The 17195-nt window shown below is 36.4% G+C and carries 19 protein-coding genes and 1 other RNA gene; 4 read left to right on the top strand and 16 right to left on the bottom strand.

What is annotated here, in order from left to right; translation table 11 throughout:
* Positions 1 to 96: 96 nt before the first annotated feature.
* From G7081_RS04420 to G7081_RS04355, 14 genes are all read right to left on the bottom strand, one after another.
* Positions 97 to 1527, bottom strand: a complete 1431-nt coding sequence (locus tag G7081_RS04420; protein WP_166007750.1) for an APC family permease — start codon at positions 1525 to 1527, stop codon at positions 97 to 99.
* A 243-nt stretch (positions 1528 to 1770) separates the two neighbouring features.
* A complete protein-coding gene (gene rsmI / locus G7081_RS04415) occupies positions 1771 to 2640 on the bottom strand; it encodes a 16S rRNA (cytidine(1402)-2'-O)-methyltransferase (RefSeq protein ID WP_166007749.1) in 870 nt (289 codons plus the stop codon).
* Between the two features lie 56 nt (positions 2641 to 2696).
* The gene (locus tag G7081_RS04410; RefSeq protein ID WP_166007748.1) at positions 2697 to 3038 is read right to left on the bottom strand and encodes a DNA replication initiation control protein YabA; all 342 of its coding nucleotides are present in this window, start codon (positions 3036 to 3038) and stop codon (positions 2697 to 2699) included.
* Positions 3031 to 3882 carry a PSP1 domain-containing protein gene (locus tag G7081_RS04405; protein WP_166007747.1) on the bottom strand — a complete coding sequence of 284 codons (852 nt, stop codon included), beginning with the start codon at positions 3880 to 3882 and terminating at the stop codon, positions 3031 to 3033. The genes G7081_RS04410 and G7081_RS04405 overlap by 8 nt, the downstream gene beginning before the upstream one ends.
* A 10-nt stretch (positions 3883 to 3892) precedes the next feature.
* Positions 3893 to 4834 (bottom strand): DNA polymerase III subunit delta', encoded by a 942-nt coding sequence (gene holB / locus G7081_RS04400; protein WP_166007746.1) that lies wholly within the window; start codon positions 4832 to 4834, stop codon positions 3893 to 3895.
* The gene (locus G7081_RS04395) at positions 4834 to 5163 is read right to left on the bottom strand and encodes a cyclic-di-AMP receptor (protein ID WP_166007745.1); all 330 of its coding nucleotides are present in this window, start codon (positions 5161 to 5163) and stop codon (positions 4834 to 4836) included. The genes holB and G7081_RS04395 overlap by 1 nt, the downstream gene beginning before the upstream one ends.
* A gap of 25 nt (positions 5164 to 5188) precedes the next feature.
* On the bottom strand, positions 5189 to 5833 hold the full coding sequence (tmk, locus tag G7081_RS04390; RefSeq protein ID WP_166007744.1) for a dTMP kinase: 645 nt from the start codon (positions 5831 to 5833) through the stop codon (positions 5189 to 5191).
* A gap of 19 nt (positions 5834 to 5852) precedes the next feature.
* Positions 5853 to 6449, bottom strand: coding sequence for a recombination mediator RecR (recR, locus tag G7081_RS04385; protein ID WP_166007743.1), 597 nt, complete (start codon positions 6447 to 6449; stop codon positions 5853 to 5855).
* A gap of 56 nt (positions 6450 to 6505) precedes the next feature.
* A complete protein-coding gene (locus G7081_RS04380; protein ID WP_166007742.1) occupies positions 6506 to 6820 on the bottom strand; it encodes a YbaB/EbfC family nucleoid-associated protein in 315 nt (104 codons plus the stop codon).
* Positions 6821 to 6857: 37 nt separating this feature from the next.
* The gene (dnaX, locus tag G7081_RS04375; protein ID WP_166007741.1) at positions 6858 to 8603 is read right to left on the bottom strand and encodes a DNA polymerase III subunit gamma/tau; all 1746 of its coding nucleotides are present in this window, start codon (positions 8601 to 8603) and stop codon (positions 6858 to 6860) included.
* Positions 8604 to 8730: 127 nt separating this feature from the next.
* Positions 8731 to 8817: signal recognition particle sRNA small type (ffs, locus tag G7081_RS04370), an RNA gene on the bottom strand.
* A 57-nt stretch (positions 8818 to 8874) separates the two neighbouring features.
* On the bottom strand, positions 8875 to 9384 hold the full coding sequence (gene tadA, locus G7081_RS04365; protein WP_166007740.1) for a tRNA adenosine(34) deaminase TadA: 510 nt from the start codon (positions 9382 to 9384) through the stop codon (positions 8875 to 8877).
* Between the two features lie 10 nt (positions 9385 to 9394).
* On the bottom strand, positions 9395 to 10096 hold the full coding sequence (locus G7081_RS04360; protein ID WP_166007739.1) for a zinc metallopeptidase: 702 nt from the start codon (positions 10094 to 10096) through the stop codon (positions 9395 to 9397).
* 55 nt (positions 10097 to 10151) lie between these two features.
* The gene (locus G7081_RS04355; protein ID WP_166007738.1) at positions 10152 to 10499 is read right to left on the bottom strand and encodes a zinc ribbon domain-containing protein YjdM; all 348 of its coding nucleotides are present in this window, start codon (positions 10497 to 10499) and stop codon (positions 10152 to 10154) included.
* Positions 10500 to 10680: 181 nt separating this feature from the next.
* Here G7081_RS04355 and G7081_RS04350 point away from each other — a divergent pair, with 181 nt between their 5' ends.
* Both G7081_RS04350 and G7081_RS04345 read left to right on the top strand, forming a co-directional pair.
* The gene (locus G7081_RS04350; RefSeq protein ID WP_238786620.1) at positions 10681 to 12162 is read left to right on the top strand and encodes an AcpB/EbpR/MafR family transcriptional regulator; all 1482 of its coding nucleotides are present in this window, start codon (positions 10681 to 10683) and stop codon (positions 12160 to 12162) included.
* Between the two features lie 11 nt (positions 12163 to 12173).
* Positions 12174 to 13346 (top strand): GGDEF domain-containing protein, encoded by a 1173-nt coding sequence (locus G7081_RS04345; RefSeq protein ID WP_166007734.1) that lies wholly within the window; start codon positions 12174 to 12176, stop codon positions 13344 to 13346.
* Between the two features lie 33 nt (positions 13347 to 13379).
* Here the strand turns inward: G7081_RS04345 and G7081_RS04340 are convergent, their stop codons facing one another.
* A complete protein-coding gene (locus G7081_RS04340) occupies positions 13380 to 13937 on the bottom strand; it encodes a recombinase family protein (protein WP_166007732.1) in 558 nt (185 codons plus the stop codon).
* Between the two features lie 265 nt (positions 13938 to 14202).
* On the opposite strand from G7081_RS04340, the gene G7081_RS04335 reads away from it, so the two are divergent.
* Positions 14203 to 14823 carry an FMN-dependent NADH-azoreductase gene (locus G7081_RS04335; protein WP_166007730.1) on the top strand — a complete coding sequence of 207 codons (621 nt, stop codon included), beginning with the start codon at positions 14203 to 14205 and terminating at the stop codon, positions 14821 to 14823.
* 39 nt (positions 14824 to 14862) lie between these two features.
* On the opposite strand, the gene G7081_RS04330 is transcribed toward G7081_RS04335, so the two are convergent.
* Positions 14863 to 16008: an AI-2E family transporter gene (locus G7081_RS04330; RefSeq protein ID WP_166008387.1), complete on the bottom strand. Its 1146-nt coding sequence runs from the start codon at positions 16006 to 16008 to the stop codon at positions 14863 to 14865.
* A gap of 161 nt (positions 16009 to 16169) precedes the next feature.
* On the opposite strand from G7081_RS04330, the gene G7081_RS04325 reads away from it, so the two are divergent.
* Entirely contained in the window at positions 16170 to 17189 is a 1020-nt protein-coding gene (locus tag G7081_RS04325) for a lactonase family protein (protein WP_166007728.1), read from the top strand.
* The last annotated feature ends 6 nt before the right edge of the window (positions 17190 to 17195 follow it).

The raw sequence follows: 17195 nt of genomic DNA, 5'->3' as shown, positions 1-17195 counted from the left end.
ACAGGGTGTCATATCGTCATTTTCAAATTATATATGACACCCTGTCATATTGCAAGAAAAAAGAACACCGCATATGCGATGTTCTTAAATATAAGTTTATGCTTTATTTTTTCCACGACGTGCAATCGCTGGCATGATAGCACCTAATGCGATTAATACAATCGGTGTTAAGATATTCATAATCAATTGGAAAATATACTCTTTAGGGGCAGAAGCATACTCCACTTTCGGAACCATTCCTAGTAAACAAGCAAAGGCTGTAAATGCAAAACACCATAAACCAATTAAGTAACCAATTTTTGGATTCTTAACAAATTTGTATTCTGATGAGAATTTTTGATGTTGTTTATTAATCCACATAAAGGCTAAGAATACCCATAAATAGCGCATTGGCATAACAACCGAGTTTAAGTTTGTTAACCATTTGAATAATTCATTCATATTGCCGATACCCAATGACGGTACCACGATTAAGATTGTTACAAGAATACCAGTAAAGATATAACCATTAACTGGTGTGCCTTTTTTATTTAAACGAGATAATTTTTCAGGGATATAATCTGGATCCGCATCTGAAAGTAAGATTTTCAACGGTGCATCAATTGAGAATGCTAGCGCAGAAATTTGTGCCATGGCATTTGCAATCGCATATAAAATAACAAATAGATTGCCAACATTATAGTGAACTCCTAGACGCTCGAAAGCACTATAAGCACCATTGGCCATGAAGTCAGCAGGAATATTATTCGCATCAAACAACATTCCCATCGCAATTGAACCAAGTAACGCACAGACAGCAACCATCCCAGCTAAAACTAACATCCCTTTGGGGAATTCTTTAGCAGGATTTTTTGTATTATTTACATAAGGAGAAATCTTTTCACAACCACCTACGGCAAAGACTAACATGGATACCGTTGTTAAATAGGCAAAATCAAACTTCGGCATGTAGGTTGATAAACTAGTCATGTTTGCTGTTGCAACTTCTGTTCCTCTCAACGCTGGAGCTGATACGGCTAATAAAATAAATAATAGCGACATAACAAACATAGCAGTTCCTGCCATGTTACCGATCATTTTCAACGTTGTTAAACCTTTTGAAGCAACCCATAGGAACACTAAGAAAATTGCCAAACAAATTAGTGAAACGACTTTTGCATCAACCGTATTAACAAAGTTCCCATTTCCTTTAAATAACCAACTTAACGCCAATAAGATACCTTGAGGCTTTTGAGCTAAGTAAGGAATATGTACAACCCAATAAGTCCACGCTGCATAATAAGCTAATTTGGTCGTTGAGGTTTCTTTAATCCATGATGACACACCACCCGCAGACTCTTTAAATGTTGAACCTAATTGACCAACACTCAGTGCATACGGAACAAAATATAATGCCATAATTAAAATCCATGATACAACCACTGTTAATCCTTGTTGTGCAAAGTTATTAACAACATTACCTAGTCCCCAAACGGTTACAAAGGCCATCATTGCAATATTTTGCCATCTCAATTGCTTTTGATTCATCGACAACTCTCCTTTAAATCTATTTTTTATACCCTTTAAGTGTAAACTTTGCTATTTTCCAGAACAATAAATAGAAAAACATTTTCATTAAAATTTAATTAAGTATCACGGGGTATAAAACACTTAAAAAATACCTTGTAAACGTTTACTTAGCGACTGGTATAGACATATTTCTTTCACACTGTTTTCTCATTATATAATAACATTTTAAAAAAATCTATAAAAAAATAAGAGCCTAAGCTCTTATTGGTGATAAATCATATAGACTTCTTGTTTTGGGACTTTTCTTAATTTAGCAACTTGCTTAATGGCATCTTTAGAAGTAAGCCCTTCTTGTTCAATCATGTAGGTCAAATGTTCAGACACGCTCCACTCTTGCCAAGACTCTTCATCAGTCACTACTTGAGTGGCACCTTCTAACAATAAACAACATTCCCCTTTAACGTCATGATCTGCTAAGTACTGATAAACTTCCTCAGCAGTCCCTCTTAAAAACTCCTCGTGAAGCTTTGTTAGTTCTCGACATAAAACGACTTGTCTATCGGGACCAAACACCTCAATAAAATTAGCTACTGTCGCTTTAACACGATGAGGTGATTCATAAAATATTTGGGTTTCAACTTGATTCAGTAAATTTTTCAATTCAGTTTGTTGCTCATTCTTCTTACGTTTCAAAAAGCCGTAAAAAGAAAAGCGGTCAGCCGGTAGTCCTGAAGCAACTAACGCCGTCACCCCAGCGGTAGCTCCTGGTAACGGTACAACAGGAATCCCTTGTGCAATCGCCGCAACTACTAATTCATGACCCGGATCACTAATCGACGGCATACCCGCATCACTAACTTGAGCAATCGATTCCCCATGTTGTAACTTAACTAACAATTCCGGAATACGTTCTTTATAGTTATGGTCGTGAAAACTAATTTGCGGTGTATTGATTTCAAAATGATTAAGTAATTTTTGAGTGTTTCTAGTATCTTCGCTTGCAATATATTCAACTTTTTTAAGTGTTTCTACTGAACGGAACGTCATATCTTGTAAATTACCAATTGGAGTAGGTACCAAGTAGAGTGTCCCGCCTGTATATAATTTGTCATAACTTTTCTGTTTAAACACCATGATTATCTCCTAACTTTCCCAATTAAAAAACTGATTAGATTAGATCCAATCAGCTACTTACGGTCACCATAGATAACGTCCAAGCAAAATGCACATGGTTCATCATTTTCACGTCGTGTGCCATAAGAAAAATTACAAACATGAAAACCATCTTCGTAAATTTTTTCTAGATTCATACGTGATTTGGACAAGGCTTGTGCCTCTGCCACAACTTCTCCTTCTTGACCATCTAACTCTACTAAACGCTCACGCAAATGACGGTTTTCAATTTCTAACGTGACGTTTTGTTCTGTTAACTCATCTACTGCTTTTTTCATTTCAGTAATGCGTTGAACCATTGATGTCATTTCAGACTCAACATTCCCCAATTCATCATACAAGGTTTTCTTATCCATTTGAATCTTCCTTTATCATCCCACTAGTAATTTTTTTACTAGCTTGATAGTCTTTTAATTCATCCTGTTCAAAATCAATCACGCCATCTTTACTTAATAACCGTACTTTCACAACACGATCTAATAGATTCAAACCAACCACTCGACCGCGACCTTCTGGGGTATCTATTTCTTTCCCATAATCAGGCATCTCACGTTTTGCTTGCGCGTATGTATCATTTTCATATTTCAAACAACACATTAAACGACCACATAAACCTGAAATTTTCGTTTGGTTTAATGAGAGATTTTGATCTTTCGCCATCTTAATAGAAACTGGAATAAAATCTCCTAGGAAGGTTGAACAACATAGTTGACGACCACATGGGCCAATCCCACCTAAAATTTTAGCTTCATCCCGAATCCCGATTTGACGTAATTCAATTCGTGTTTTAAATGCAGCAGCTAGATCTTTAACTAAATTTCTAAAGTCAATTCTACCATCTGCTGTAAACTGGAAAATTAGTTTCGAACGGTCAAAAGCATATTCTGCATGAATTAACTTCATCTCAAGCTCATGTTGAGAAATCTTTTTCTTAGCAATTTTGAACGCTTCTTTAGCATCTTCTTCATTTTTTGCAGCTTTTTCAATATCAGCTACAGTGGCATGTTTGATGATCGGCTTCAGTTCATCTGGCACATCAGCTTCAGCTAACGTTTTGCTAGGGTAAACCACTTCTGCAAGCTGTTTGCTTTTTTTATTATCAACTAAGACACGATCACGAAACTCATAACGCCCATCTGCTGGCAAATAATAATAAACATGCCCTGACTCTCTAAATCTAACGCCTACTACTTCAACCATCGAATCCTCCTTATCCAGAAATTAATTTTAACGATAAATATTCACAAACATTTTGAAAGCTAACATTAGCTGAAAACATTTGTCGTGCCTTTAAAATGGTTTCTAAACCATTGATTAGTTTCTTTTGTGACCATTTACTTTGAACGGTCATTTGCTGACTACCTGTAACCTTATTCGCTAATTGTTGACGAACTAGAATTAATAACATATCAATCAAAAGAATTTGCTGTTCTTTTTCTTTACACTGTTGGACTAATTCCTGTTGAACAAAGACCATCGCATAAGGATTATCACTTAACAACAGGCCACACCATTTACGGGCGACTGCTGTAGTTTCATTAAACCATTCATCATTAGAAAACTCAACCGCTTTTTCATGACTATTCGTTAATTGTGAAATGAACTCCGCTTGCTGTTTTTCAATGCCACTTGCCATTAAATCTGCAATTAAAGCTGACTGCGGTAATGGTGAAAAATGTAAAATCTGACATCTTGATTGAATTGTCGGTAAAATTTTCGCCTTACTTTCAGTTAAGAAAATAATCGTCATCTCACCTTCTGGTTCTTCAATAAACTTCAACAAACTATTAGCTGCACTCACGGTCATCTTGTCCGCTTCTTGAATAATCATCACTTTGCGCTGACTTTCCATCCCACTCTTTACAAAATTACCTTTGATTTCGCGAATTTGATCAACTTTTATTGTTTGGCCATCAGGAATGATTGTCAGGACATCGGGGTGATTACCAGTTGCTATTCTTTGGCAATTCAGGCATTGGCCACACGAACCTTGCGAACTATCCTCACAAAATACAAGCTGACTGAACCACGTTGCCATTTCTTTTTTACCTGTCCCTTTAGCCCCTTCAAATAAATAACTGTGACTTAGTCGGTTAGTCTGAAAGCTATTTAATAATTGTTGGAAGACTAAAGGTTGTTTTTCTTTAAGCATTAGAACTGGTGGAAGCTTTCTACAGGCATAATAAAGACTGTTGCCCCACCCACTTGAACAGGGATTGGCACTGAGAAATAACTATCCATATTAACATCTAAACTAACTGGTGATGTCATATATTGTTCACGAGCTTGGCAATATTCTTCAATTAAATCAAGAACTTCTTGGACACGTTCATCTTCAATCCCGATTAGGAATGTTGTATTTCCAGCTTTCAAAAAGCCACCTGTTGTTGATAATTTAGTTGCTCTGACATTTACTTTATTAAACTCATCTGATAACCGACCACTATCTTTGTCTTGGACAATCGCAATAATTAATTTCATGTTACTTCCACCTTTCTAATTATAATTAGTTAAACACTTTTGGAAAACGTTTTTGTATGACATCGAAACAAGCCGTTTGAACTGCTTCAATACTTTGCTCACCATCAATTGAAACGATACGTTCAGGGTTATCTTTCACTAACCTCAAGTAACCATCTCGCACTTTTTGATGGAAACTTAAGCTTTCCGTATCTAAGCGATCCAAATCTTCTGCTGCTCTTCCTTTTTGGATACGAGCTAATCCAACTTCAGAATCAACATCAATGTATAACGTTAAGTCTGGCTCTAAGCCCGCACAGGCAAATTCATTAATGCTTGCCACTTCTGACATGCCAATTCCTCGACCAGCACCTTGATATGCCAGTGAACTGTCAACAAACCGATCACATAACACAATTTTACCAGCAGCTAAGGCTGGCATAACTTTTTCAACTAAATGCTGACGACGAGCTGCAGCATATAATAACGCCTCAGTCCGATCATCCATTGTTGTATGGGCAGGATCCAAGATAATTTCACGGATTTTCTCCGAAATGGGAATGCCACCAGGTTCTCGTGTTAATAACAATTCCGTTTTCAAACTTGCTTCCAGCAACGGTGCTAATCCTTTAATCAAACTTGTTTTACCGGCACCATCTGGCCCTTCAATCGTGATAAATAATCCTGACATCTCTTCCACTCCTAAAATCCTATAGTTCACGGCGCCCTTCCACTGCTTTTAGCAATGTAATTTCATCCGCGTATTCAATATCACTGCCTACTGACAACCCGTGAGCAAGGCGCGTTACTTTAATTCCCGCCGGCTTAATCAACCGCGATAAGTACATTGCAGTCGCTTCACCTTCAGTTGTTGCATTCGTTGCAATAATCACTTCTTTAATCTGATCATCATGGAGACGACTAATTAAACTAGCGATATTAATATCATCTGGTCCTGTCCCATCCATCGGTGATAACACACCATGAAGGACGTGGTATTGACCTTTGTATTCTCGCATCTTCTCTAATGACATGACATCTTTAGTTTCTTCTACAACCAAGACAACACTCTTATCTCGCGTTTGATCTTGGCAAATCTCACAAGTTGGTTCTTCTGTGATATTTCCGCAAACTTCACAATAATGCAGGTCACGCTTCACGCTGATTAACGACTTCGCAAAATCGTTTACGTCATCTTCGCGCATATCTAAAGTGAAGAAGGCTAAACGAGCTGCTGTTTTAGCCCCAATCCCCGGCAAACGCATATAACTTTCTATTAACTTCGCTATTGGTGTTGGATAATGCATACTCCGCCCCCTCCCTTATTTTTGAAAAAAACAGGAAGTTTCCTTCCTGTTAAGTTTTAGAATCCAGGCATACCTTGTGCGTATTTACCCATTTTTTGTTCAGTTTCTTTTTCAATTTTAACTAAGGCATCATTAACTGCAGTTAAAACTAAGTCTTGTAACATTTCTGGATCTTCTGGATCAATCACTTCTGGTTTGATAGTTAAATCAACCATTTTACGATCTCCTGTAAATGTCACAACTACTAAATCATTTATTGCTGCCCCCATAAATTCTTGAGCATTCAAATTTTCTTGTGCAGCCATCATTTCTTTTTGCATTTTTTGAACTTGTTTCATCATACCTTGCATATTTCCCATACCACGCATCATTATTCTTCACTCCTATTTTAACATATTTTAATTTAAATTAATCATTTATAACTTCAGTCACACTATCACCGAAAAGATCTAAGGCCTCATCAACAATCGCATTTTCTGAAGCTGTTTGCTGTTCTTCTTCCGCCGGAACCTCATATGGAGCTTCCTCTGGTGTTTCAACTTCTGCAGCTGGATTAGCTGTACGTTGATTAATAAAATCATTTCTCAAAGTCGTCCAACTATCACCTGGAATACAGACAATATTCGGTTGATACTGAATAATTTTTTGCAGACTATCTAAGACAATCGCATGTAACTCTTGGTCCTCATTGGCACGTTGACAGACAATCTCATAATCAAACGATAACACCATCGCTTTAGAACTTGCCGCCACTGGTTGACTAGCTTTCAACATCGCGCGTTGTGTTACTGAAACCATTTGTAACAATTCATCCCAAGCATCTTGAACTTGTACCAATTGACTACGGGTTGCTTCGCCTAACACTTGGTACACTCGTTCTGTTGGAATACGATAGGTTGACTTTGGTGCAGGTGTAGTCTTTTTAGCTGTCCCTTGATTGCTGTCAGCTGATTGAACAGCGCCATTTTTTAAAGCCGTTTCTAATTGCGCAACACGATTTGTTAACTCTTTAACTACCGCATCATCCATAACTGAACCATTTTGAGGAGCAGCTTGTGGAGTCGGAACCGCTGTACTTGCTGTCGCCATTTTGACAATTCCCACTTCCAAATAAATATCCGGGTGGTTAGTGAAACGAATTTCTTTTTGCGTCTCGCTTAAAATGTCAATGTAATGGTAAACCGTCGTTGCTGGCAGACTCTCTGCTAATTCTTTAAAAATCTCCGTTGCCTGACCATTTTGATTCGCTAATAAATTAGGCGCTTGTTGGTACATTAATAAATCACGACAATATAATAATAAGTTATCTAAAATCCGACTACTCTCTTTACCTTCCGACGTGATTTCATGTAGCAATTGAATCGCTGTTTCTGTTTCTTGCTTTTGACAAGCCTTTAGCAATTGATCCATTAACTCAGCGGTTAAACTTCCTGTCACTTGAAGAGCCGTTTCTACAGTCACTTCCCCGTCAGCAAATGATAAGGCTTGATCCATGATACTCAATGCATCACGCATCCCACCTTCAGCAGCACGAGCAATGATATATAGACTTTGTTCTTGGTAGGCAACATCCATCTCTTTTAAGATGTGTGCTAAGTGTTCGACAATATCTGCCGTATCAATTCGTTTAAAATCAAATCGTTGTGTTCTTGAAATGATTGTCGCTGGAATCTTATGTGGCTCAGTTGTCGCTAAAATAAAGATAACGTTACTAGGTGGCTCTTCTAATGTTTTTAATAAGGCGTTAAAGGCTCCTGTTGAAAGCATATGAACCTCATCGATAATATAAACTTTATAGGTTGCTTGAGTTGGTGCATATTTTACCTTCTCACGAATATCACGAATCTCTTCGACACCATTATTACTAGCGGCATCAATTTCGATGACATCGTTTAAACGCCCTTCAGTAATTCCTAAACAAATATCGCAGGCATTACACGGTTCACCCTCTTGGTTGTTGGGACAGTTAATTGCTTTGGCAAAAATTTTCGCTGCACTTGTTTTCCCAGTTCCTCTTGGTCCGGTAAATAAATAGGCATGAGAGGTTTTATTTTGGATAATGGCATTTTTTAAAGTTTGTGTGACCATCTTTTGGCCGACAATTGTATCAAAACGTTGCGAACGCCAGACACGATAAAGTGCTTGATAACTCATGATTTAACTTCCTCTCTTGATTGACATCATTAGTCATAATTATACGTTACTCACCATAAAAAAACCACTCTCAAGCTGAATTTAAAATAAAAAGAGCCACCTATAACAGGTGGCTCTTCGAACGTTTATTTTAATCAAGCACATGGCTAAACTAACACGGGGCTGCTTCCTTCCGGACCTGACCCAATTAGCTAGTAAGCCATTGCTCTAGCCTTGCGGCAAAATAATTATAACGTATTTTGGTTTGAAATGCTAGCCCTAAAATTATGACCTATTCTACCCCATCAGCTTTGCGTTTTTTATTTCGCGCACGCAGTTCTTTGAAAAAATGCGTCAACAATTCACCACACTCCGCTTCCAAGATCCCCGACTCTAAATAAGGTTGATGATTAAATCTGTCATCTGCTAACAAATTCATTAGTGAGCCACAAGTTCCTGCTTTCGGATCCATAGCCCCAAAATAAACTTCTGACAAGCGACCAAGGATAATGGCGCCACTACACATGGGACAAGGTTCCAACGTTACAAACAACTGACACTCTTCCAAACGCCAATTATCAACTTTTTTACAAGCGTCTTGAATTGCTAAAAGTTCTGCATGAGTCGTAGCATCCTTGGTAGTTTCACGAATATTATGACCCCGAGCAATGACCTCACCTTTGTAAACAATCACTGCACCAATCGGCACTTCACCTTTACTCTCTGCAATCTTAGCTTCAGCGATTGCCTCTGCCATGTATTTTTCTTTTTCTTGTTGAGTCAACTGACTTGTTTGTTCCATATAAACTCCTCTAGTTACGACGATCGCCGTAAATCATAATTAACCTTAACAATTGTAAAACGCTCGCAAAAGCTGCTGCAACATAAGTTAGCGCTGCAGCAAACAAGACATGGCGAGCCATCGACATCTCTTCTTGATCTAAAATTTCCTGCTCATTTAATATGCGTAACGCACGTGCTGATGCATTAAATTCAACTGGTAATGTAACTAATTGGAAAACTAAGGCTGCTGAAAAACAAACAATTCCCGCAGTAATTAAAAACTTACCAAAAAATAAACCAGCAATGATTAAAGGAAACGACACTTGTGTACCAAAGTTTGCAATTGGTACTAAAGCAGCACGCCAAATTAATGGTTTATATCCCACAGCATCTTGAACAGCGTGTCCACACTCGTGAGCCGCAACGCCAATCGCTGATACTGATTGCACATTTGCCACTGGTTCTGACAAACTTAAAATTTTTGTCGCAGAATTATAGTTGTCATTCAACTCGCCACGAATCGGTTGTACCGCAACATTTTGAATGTTATTGACATCTAAAATCATTTGAGCAACTTGTGCCCCCGTATAGCCTTTCTTGGTTTTAACATCGGCATATTTTTTGAATGTTCGGCTAACATAGGCTGAGGCTAACATCGAAAGTACCATACCGATAATAATTAAGATATAGGTTCTATCCCACATCATATTCATCGGACCAAATCCATACATATACATTCTCCTTTTAAAAAAAGCTGAACTCAATGTCCAGCTCTTCTGTTGTTATTTAGATTTTTTTAACAAATTCAGATTTCAATTTCATCACACCGAAACCATCGATTTTACATTCAATATCATGACCAGTATTCATTGACGGATCAATCAAACGAATATTTTTAACGTTTGTTCCCTTTTTAATAGCTGACGAGCTCCCTTTGACTTTTAAATCTTTTATAACAGAAATCGCATCACCATCAACAATGACATTGCCATTTGAATCTTTTACAACTGTTTCCGCTTCAACTTCGGCTTCACTTGTAGATGACCATTCATTTCCACACTCTGGACAGATAAATAAATCACGATCTTCATAAGCGTAAGCTGATTGGCATTGCGGACAATTTGGAATTGACATATTCGTTCTCCTCTATATATAAAATAGTTTTTTGATTTATCAATAGATTATCATATCTTAATAAAAATGCCAATTCTAAAGAAATACACTTGATTTTCAGGAATTTAATAACATTAAATTAGAAAAATGGTATACTTATTGTACAAAAAAACAAATTATATTAATATCTGAAAGGAGAAAAATGATGCGTGATCTACTTGACACTACTACTAAAAGACGTTTAGCTATTTTAGAGGAATTAAACTTACGAGCTGGCTGGATTAGTTCCAATGAGTTAGCAGAGCATAACAACGCATCTTTGCGAACAATTTCTAATGATATTAACTACTTAAAGGAACAAGGTGCTAAATATTTTCAAATTGAGATTTCAAAAAAAAATGGCGTCCGCCTAAATACTTTTGTTAACAGCCAAATCGCTCACGTCTATAGCCTCGTCATGAGACAATCTGAAACATTTAATTTCATTGAGAAAATTTTATTTAATGCCAACACTCCTATTGAGGAATGGGCAGAAAAGTTATTTATTAGTGACTCCTCAATTTATCGGATTGCAAATCAAATGAAAGACTCTTTTAGTGAATATGAAATCGAGCTAAACCAACGTCCATGTTATTTAAAATCAACCCACGAAAACTATGTCCGACATTTTTATACCCACTATTTTGCAGAAACATACGGCGTCCATAACTGGCCTTATGATTTAGATAAAAAAATAATCGTTCAGCTTTCTGAAGAAGTCTATAAAATGTCCGGTCTATACTCTGATGAATTTTTATTATCACAGTGCTCTCACCTTATTGCCATTGGAATTATCCGGTACCAACAAGGATTTTACTACTCAGCTGACCCACAAAAAAAATTACCTAGCGATATTATGAAGCGCCTATACGATAATGAACGTTTTATGGAATTAATTTATAGCTTACAATTAGATAATATTGACCACTTCTTAAATGATTTCATTAATAATATTTATTTTTTAAAAGCAAATTGGTTAGAGCCTGAAAAGCATCAAACTATCGGAAACGAAATAAACGAATATCTTAACCTTCTTGAAATAGGATTAGGGGTTCCAATCGATGAAGCTAGCCGTAAACACACTGTTGACGCGTTAACTATTTTAAATTACAAATATTTAGATTACCCCAAAAGCGATTTTGTTTTATTTGATCGCTACTCATTTAATATCAAAGCTTTGGAATCAAGCTTCCCTTTTTTCTGTAAAGTTGTAGCAAAAAACTTGCATAACTGGGAAAATCGAACTGGCTTTCCTTGGTCTACAACATTTAATAATAAAGTTACGTATTGGACAATCATCACATGGCAGAGTTTACCAACTCTCTTAGAAAATAAACGTCCAAAAGCTAGCTTATTAATTTTTAATGACCTCGGTCACGCTCATGCTGAATTACTTGTGGAAATGATTAATAAGAATTTTATGAATAAAGTTGAAACAACTATCTATCCAGCTTCAACAATGTTTTTGGAAGAAGCTGACATCGAATTTGTTTCGCAGTTTGATTATTTCATTGCTAATTTTTATAATGATATTTTCCCTAAAAATAAAACAATCGTCATAGAACCTATCCCCTCAGATCAAGATTGGGCGAAGTTACGCCATGCCATCCACCGAATATACCGCGGATCAAAAGATTCTAATTAGGAGCTTGAATTATGTTAATTAATCACTTGCCAACTTTTTTCAATACCTACGTTATTAACCTATCACTGATTCTTTCAAGTGTTTTAACGTACTATTTTTTATCATTAGCAAAATCATTTAAGCGGGCGGAATATCGACGATTCGCCCCTCAATTAAATGTCCAAAATATTTTTGACTGGAAAGAAACACTGGTTTCTTCATTCGCATTAGCGGTTGCAACTATTCTATTAGCCTACAACACGATTCCATCATATAGCAAAGATTATTCGCTAGATACTAGCTATATTTTGATTTATTTGACTATCATGTTCGGAACGCCTTTACTTGGAATTTTTACAACTATTTCTTTCGAAGCCCTTTCAACTTTCATCTTGACTAAACAACAAGTTGACCTTGATCCAGCCATTGCACGACAATACTTTTTATTTGTTATTATCATTGTTTCAGCTTCATACGGTTTGCGCTTTTGGAAAATTTCTCTATTTAAAAAACATGTCATTTTCCTAACTTTATTTATTATATTAAAATCATTTTTCTTTTCAATCTACACTGATACCTTTGGCCAGAGTAGTCAAGTTATAGACTTTGTCTATCAAACGCTTGTCTATGGTTCGCTATTTACTACCGCAACACTTATTATCACAAAAATTATCAGTGTGACAAAATCTTTTGATAGCGTCCACGTGGCAGCAAACACTGATGGCTTAACTCAAGCTTTTAATCGCTTTGCATTTGACCAAGAAATGAATAGACTTGAGGCCATCCCAGCAGATTCGCAACAAAATTTCTGTTTAAGCGTCATCGATATCGATAACTTTAAGTTAATAAATGATACTCATGGGCATCAAGCTGGCGACCAGGCATTAATCTATCTTGCCACTCTCTTAGCTACAACCGGCGAGAACGATGAAATCAATATTTATCGAACTGGCGGCGATGAATTTACTCTTCTCCATCAAACAAATACTGAAAAAGCCCGTTCTTTTTACAACAATTTATTCCATTCTTTAGAACAGCAACCATTTGAATATAATCATAAAAATAATACCTTGCTTATTTCAGTTGGCTTAACTGAGGTCTCTAAAGCAACAACATTTAATAGTACTGCTTGTATTGTCAAAGCTGATCACGCTCTTTATCAATCAAAAGAAGTTAGTGGAAATCATCTGACTTTTATAAAATAAAAAGACTCTCTTGCGAGAGTCTTTTTTCTTATATTATCTAGCCTGTGTGTATTTATATGCTGTCCCCAATGAAATATCACATTCTTCAGCGATTTGACGTAACGTATATTTGTTATCACTGTAAAGCGTTTGAATCTTTTCAATCGTTTCTTGAGAAATACGTGGGCGTCCACCAATTCTACCATTTTGACGTGCGACTTCTAACCCACGTGATGTTCTTTCACGAATGATTTCTTTTTCCATCTTAGCCATTTTACCTACCATTAAACTATAAGTTGAGCTATCAACATGTGCAAGTTCAGCCGGTTTACTTAAAATAACTAACTTAATACCTTTGTCATTTAATGATGAAATAAAGTCCGCTAATTGAATAATCGATTTACCTAAACAAATCAATTCAAAAACAACTAATGTGTCCCCTTTTGTCATTTCAGCAACGGCTGCTTCTAGTTCAACATGAGGATGAGATGTTTGCTCAAAACTATCTGTTTCAAGAACGATACGATCACATTCATTTTTACCTAAAGCTTCTAATTGTGCCGATAAATAAGTCTTATCTTTTGTAGTATACGCATAACCAATTGTACTCATTCTAATTCCTCCATTTATATCAAACTATCGTTAATTAATTTTTGTTTATAAATGAATTATAATAAACCTACCCTTTTAAATCTATATCACAAATTGCACAAAGATAGGTAATTCGTGATAATAAACTACTCTTTATGAACAAACGCCAAGAACTACACCTATTTATTCATTTTCTTACTAAAAATAAGTCAGAAAGATAGACAAAAAGAAAGTTTTTTTGCTAGACTGATAAATGTAAAAACTAAATCAAAGTGAGGAATTAAATATGACAAACGTATTAGTTATTAAAGCTCACCCACTTAACGATGAGCAATCAACTTCAATGAAAGTATTATCACATTTTACAGATGCTGTAAAAGTTGCTGATGCCGATGCAACAATCGAAATATTAGATTTATACAATGATTTTATCCCTGAGTTAGACGGTCCATTATTAATGGCTTTTAACGCTTTAAAAGCTGGTGAAGAATTTACTAGTTTAACAGCTGATCAACAAAAAAATGTGGCTCGCTTTAACGAGTTAACTGAACTATTTTTAAATGCTGATAAAATTATTATTGGAAACGCCTTATGGAACTTAAACATTCCAACTCGCTTAAAAGCTTGGGTTGATACAATCAACGTAGCGGGTAAAACTTTCCACTATACAGCAACAGGTCCTGCTCCACTAACAAGTGGTAAAAAAGCTGTTCACATTCAATCAAGTGGCGGAAGTTACAATGGCCAAGATTACTCAACAAGATTTATGGAAGATATTTTAAAATTTGTTGGTGTCGCTGACGTACAACAAATTGCCATTGAAGGAATCGATCATCACCCAGAAGAAAGAGAAAATATTTTAGCTGCTGTCTTTGCAGAAGCTGATGCTATTGCTAAAACATTTTAATAAGAAAAAGAGCTATCACATAATGTGATAGCTCTTTTTTTATTCCTCTTCATATAATGGCGAGGCTGCTTTATACCAAGTGAATAAATGCTGAACTAAAACTTTTAACGCCGCATAACCTGGCACTCCAATAATAACCCCAACAATACCGAAAAGTTTACCTGCTGTTAACAGCACAAAGATAATCGTTACTGGATGAATTTTCAACTGACTTGCTAAAACAAGTGGCGATACAAATTTACCTTCAATCACTTGCTCAATTCCAAACACTGCTAATACTTTTACTAGCATGACTGGACCACTAACCAGCGCTAAGAATATGGCTGGAATCATCGCAATAGCTGATCCAATATAGGGAATCAGGTTTAAAATTCCTGCTGTAATTCCTAATGTCACACTATAATCCATACCGATAATCGCAAAACCAATCATAAACATAATGGCAACTGTAAACGCAACCGTCACTTGTCCACGAATGTATTGTGACACTTGGTTGTTCATATCAATTAATACTTTTTTAGCTGGTTGGCGTACTTTTGTAGGTAACAACTTCACAAAAGAACCAGCTAAATGATGCCCATCTTTTAATAAGTAGAATAAAATAAATGGCGTCGTGAAAATAGTAATAAACCAGTTTGCCACTGTTCCTAAGAAATTACCAATGCCATGGACTGTATTTGTTGATAGCCCTTTGACAATACTAGAAAGACTATCAGTAATACTCTCTACAACTGATTCTAACTGTTCTGAATACTGACTAAAAATTGGTAAGTTAATAAATTCATTCGTCTTATCCTGAATAGTCTGCCAATAACTTGGCCAATTATCAGCTAAACTAGCCGTTTGAGCTTGGATTTTAGGAACTAAAATAATCACTCCCCATGTAATTAGCGCAACTACACCCACATAGATCACACCGATTGCAAGCCCACGTGACATCCCTTTTCGCTCTAAAATATTTACTAGTGGATTTAAAAAATAATAGAGTAACGTTGAAATAACTAACGGCATCCCTACTATTCCAAAAAATTTACCTAATGGAGCAAATACAAAGGCAACTTTTGAAAAAACTAAAATGATCAATAACACCAATAAGATAATTAGTAACCGACTGACCACACGATTATTCATTATATGATGCCAAAACCATGATTTTTGCTTGTTTTCACTAGGTGTCTTTTCCATCATTCCAACTCCTTCAAAACTCGTTATTTATATTTTAATTGTATCACATGTTTATTTAGTTTCGCTTGCCTCAACACTTTCTTAATAAAAATTAGAGATTTTTGACATTTACTCTACTATGCTATAATGGCAGTAATAAATTGAAAGGCGGGAATAATTTTATGACAGAACTTTTAACTTTAGGAACTTATACTCGTGACAAAAGCCAAGGTATTTATACCGTTAGTTTAGATACTCAAAATGACACTTTAAAAGATCTCACGCTACTTACTGAAGCAGGAAACCCCACTTACTTAGCAAAAAAAGACCACACATTGATCAGCGTCCTTACTAATGGTGATCAAGGGGGTATCGCATCTTGGGATTTGGAAAACCAGTCCTGTTTCCTTATTAATAGCGTCATGAAAAATGGTGCTGCTCCTTGTTACGTCTCAATTGATTCAGAGCGTCAACTTACTTACAGTGCCAACTATCACACTGGCGAAATTACTGTCTATCAATTATCTTTAGCCGGTCAATTAGAACAAGTCGAGAGCCTAACTTATGCTGGTTCTGGTCCACATCCCAACCAAGCAACATCACATGCCCACTTTGCTGATTTAACACCTGATAACCGACTTGTCACATGTGATTTAGGTGGAGATACTGTCTACACCTATGATGTTAGTCCCGAAGGAAAGTTAACAGAGGTGACTTCTTTTAACGCCCCCGCTGGTTCTGGCCCACGCCACCTTGCTTTTCATCCAAATAAAACCACAGCTTACCTATTTGGCGAGTTAGATTCAACTGTCACCACTTTAAATTATGATGTTCTGACAGGTGCATTTTCTCAAAACCAAACATATTCAACCTTACCTAAAGATTTCACTGGCGAAAGCAGTGGTGCTGCAATCCAAATCAGCCAAGATGGCCGCTTTCTTTATTTATCAAATCGCGGACATAATTCAATCGTTACATTTGAAATTTCAGCTGATGATCCAAATACACTAACGCCAATCCAATGGATTTCAACAGAAGGTGATGGCCCTAGAGATTTCACCCTAAACAAAACTGAAGATTACCTTATTGTCGGTCATCAATTTACAAACAACCTTACTTTATTTAAACGTTCCAAAGACACAGGATTATTAACCCTTGTCCAAAAAGATTTTGAAGCACCTGAGTGTGTTTGTATTGTTTAGTAAAAT

The sequence above is a fragment of the Vagococcus coleopterorum genome, assembly GCF_011303955.1.
Taxonomy (GTDB): domain Bacteria; phylum Bacillota; class Bacilli; order Lactobacillales; family Vagococcaceae; genus Vagococcus_D; species Vagococcus_D coleopterorum.
This window is presented reverse-complemented; position numbering and strand designations above follow the sequence as displayed.

What these genes read in the sequence shown, in the direction of transcription:
- tadA (WP_166007740.1), bottom strand. Translation starts at nt 9,384, where the DNA reads ATGGAACAAACAAGTCAGTTGACTCAACAAGAAAAAGAAAAATACATG.
- holB (WP_166007746.1), bottom strand. Translation starts at nt 4,834, where the DNA reads ATGCTTAAAGAAAAACAACCTTTAGTCTTCCAACAATTATTAAATAGC.
- G7081_RS04335 (WP_166007730.1), top strand. Translation starts at nt 14,203, where the DNA reads ATGACAAACGTATTAGTTATTAAAGCTCACCCACTTAACGATGAGCAA.
- G7081_RS04410 (WP_166007748.1), bottom strand. Translation starts at nt 3,038, where the DNA reads ATGGATAAGAAAACCTTGTATGATGAATTGGGGAATGTTGAGTCTGAA.
- G7081_RS04340 (WP_166007732.1), bottom strand. Translation starts at nt 13,937, where the DNA reads ATGAGTACAATTGGTTATGCGTATACTACAAAAGATAAGACTTATTTA.
- G7081_RS04355 (WP_166007738.1), bottom strand. Translation starts at nt 10,499, where the DNA reads ATGTCAATTCCAAATTGTCCGCAATGCCAATCAGCTTACGCTTATGAA.
- G7081_RS04350 (WP_238786620.1), top strand. Translation starts at nt 10,681, where the DNA reads ATGATGCGTGATCTACTTGACACTACTACTAAAAGACGTTTAGCTATT.
- G7081_RS04420 (WP_166007750.1), bottom strand. Translation starts at nt 1,527, where the DNA reads ATGAATCAAAAGCAATTGAGATGGCAAAATATTGCAATGATGGCCTTT.
- G7081_RS04360 (WP_166007739.1), bottom strand. Translation starts at nt 10,096, where the DNA reads ATGTATGGATTTGGTCCGATGAATATGATGTGGGATAGAACCTATATC.
- G7081_RS04325 (WP_166007728.1), top strand. Translation starts at nt 16,170, where the DNA reads ATGACAGAACTTTTAACTTTAGGAACTTATACTCGTGACAAAAGCCAA.
- tmk (WP_166007744.1), bottom strand. Translation starts at nt 5,833, where the DNA reads ATGTCAGGATTATTTATCACGATTGAAGGGCCAGATGGTGCCGGTAAA.
- G7081_RS04395 (WP_166007745.1), bottom strand. Translation starts at nt 5,163, where the DNA reads ATGAAATTAATTATTGCGATTGTCCAAGACAAAGATAGTGGTCGGTTA.
- G7081_RS04380 (WP_166007742.1), bottom strand. Translation starts at nt 6,820, where the DNA reads ATGATGCGTGGTATGGGAAATATGCAAGGTATGATGAAACAAGTTCAA.
- recR (WP_166007743.1), bottom strand. Translation starts at nt 6,449, where the DNA reads ATGCATTATCCAACACCAATAGCGAAGTTAATAGAAAGTTATATGCGT.
- G7081_RS04330 (WP_166008387.1), bottom strand. Translation starts at nt 16,008, where the DNA reads ATGGAAAAGACACCTAGTGAAAACAAGCAAAAATCATGGTTTTGGCAT.
- dnaX (WP_166007741.1), bottom strand. Translation starts at nt 8,603, where the DNA reads ATGAGTTATCAAGCACTTTATCGTGTCTGGCGTTCGCAACGTTTTGAT.
- G7081_RS04405 (WP_166007747.1), bottom strand. Translation starts at nt 3,882, where the DNA reads ATGGTTGAAGTAGTAGGCGTTAGATTTAGAGAGTCAGGGCATGTTTAT.
- G7081_RS04345 (WP_166007734.1), top strand. Translation starts at nt 12,174, where the DNA reads ATGTTAATTAATCACTTGCCAACTTTTTTCAATACCTACGTTATTAAC.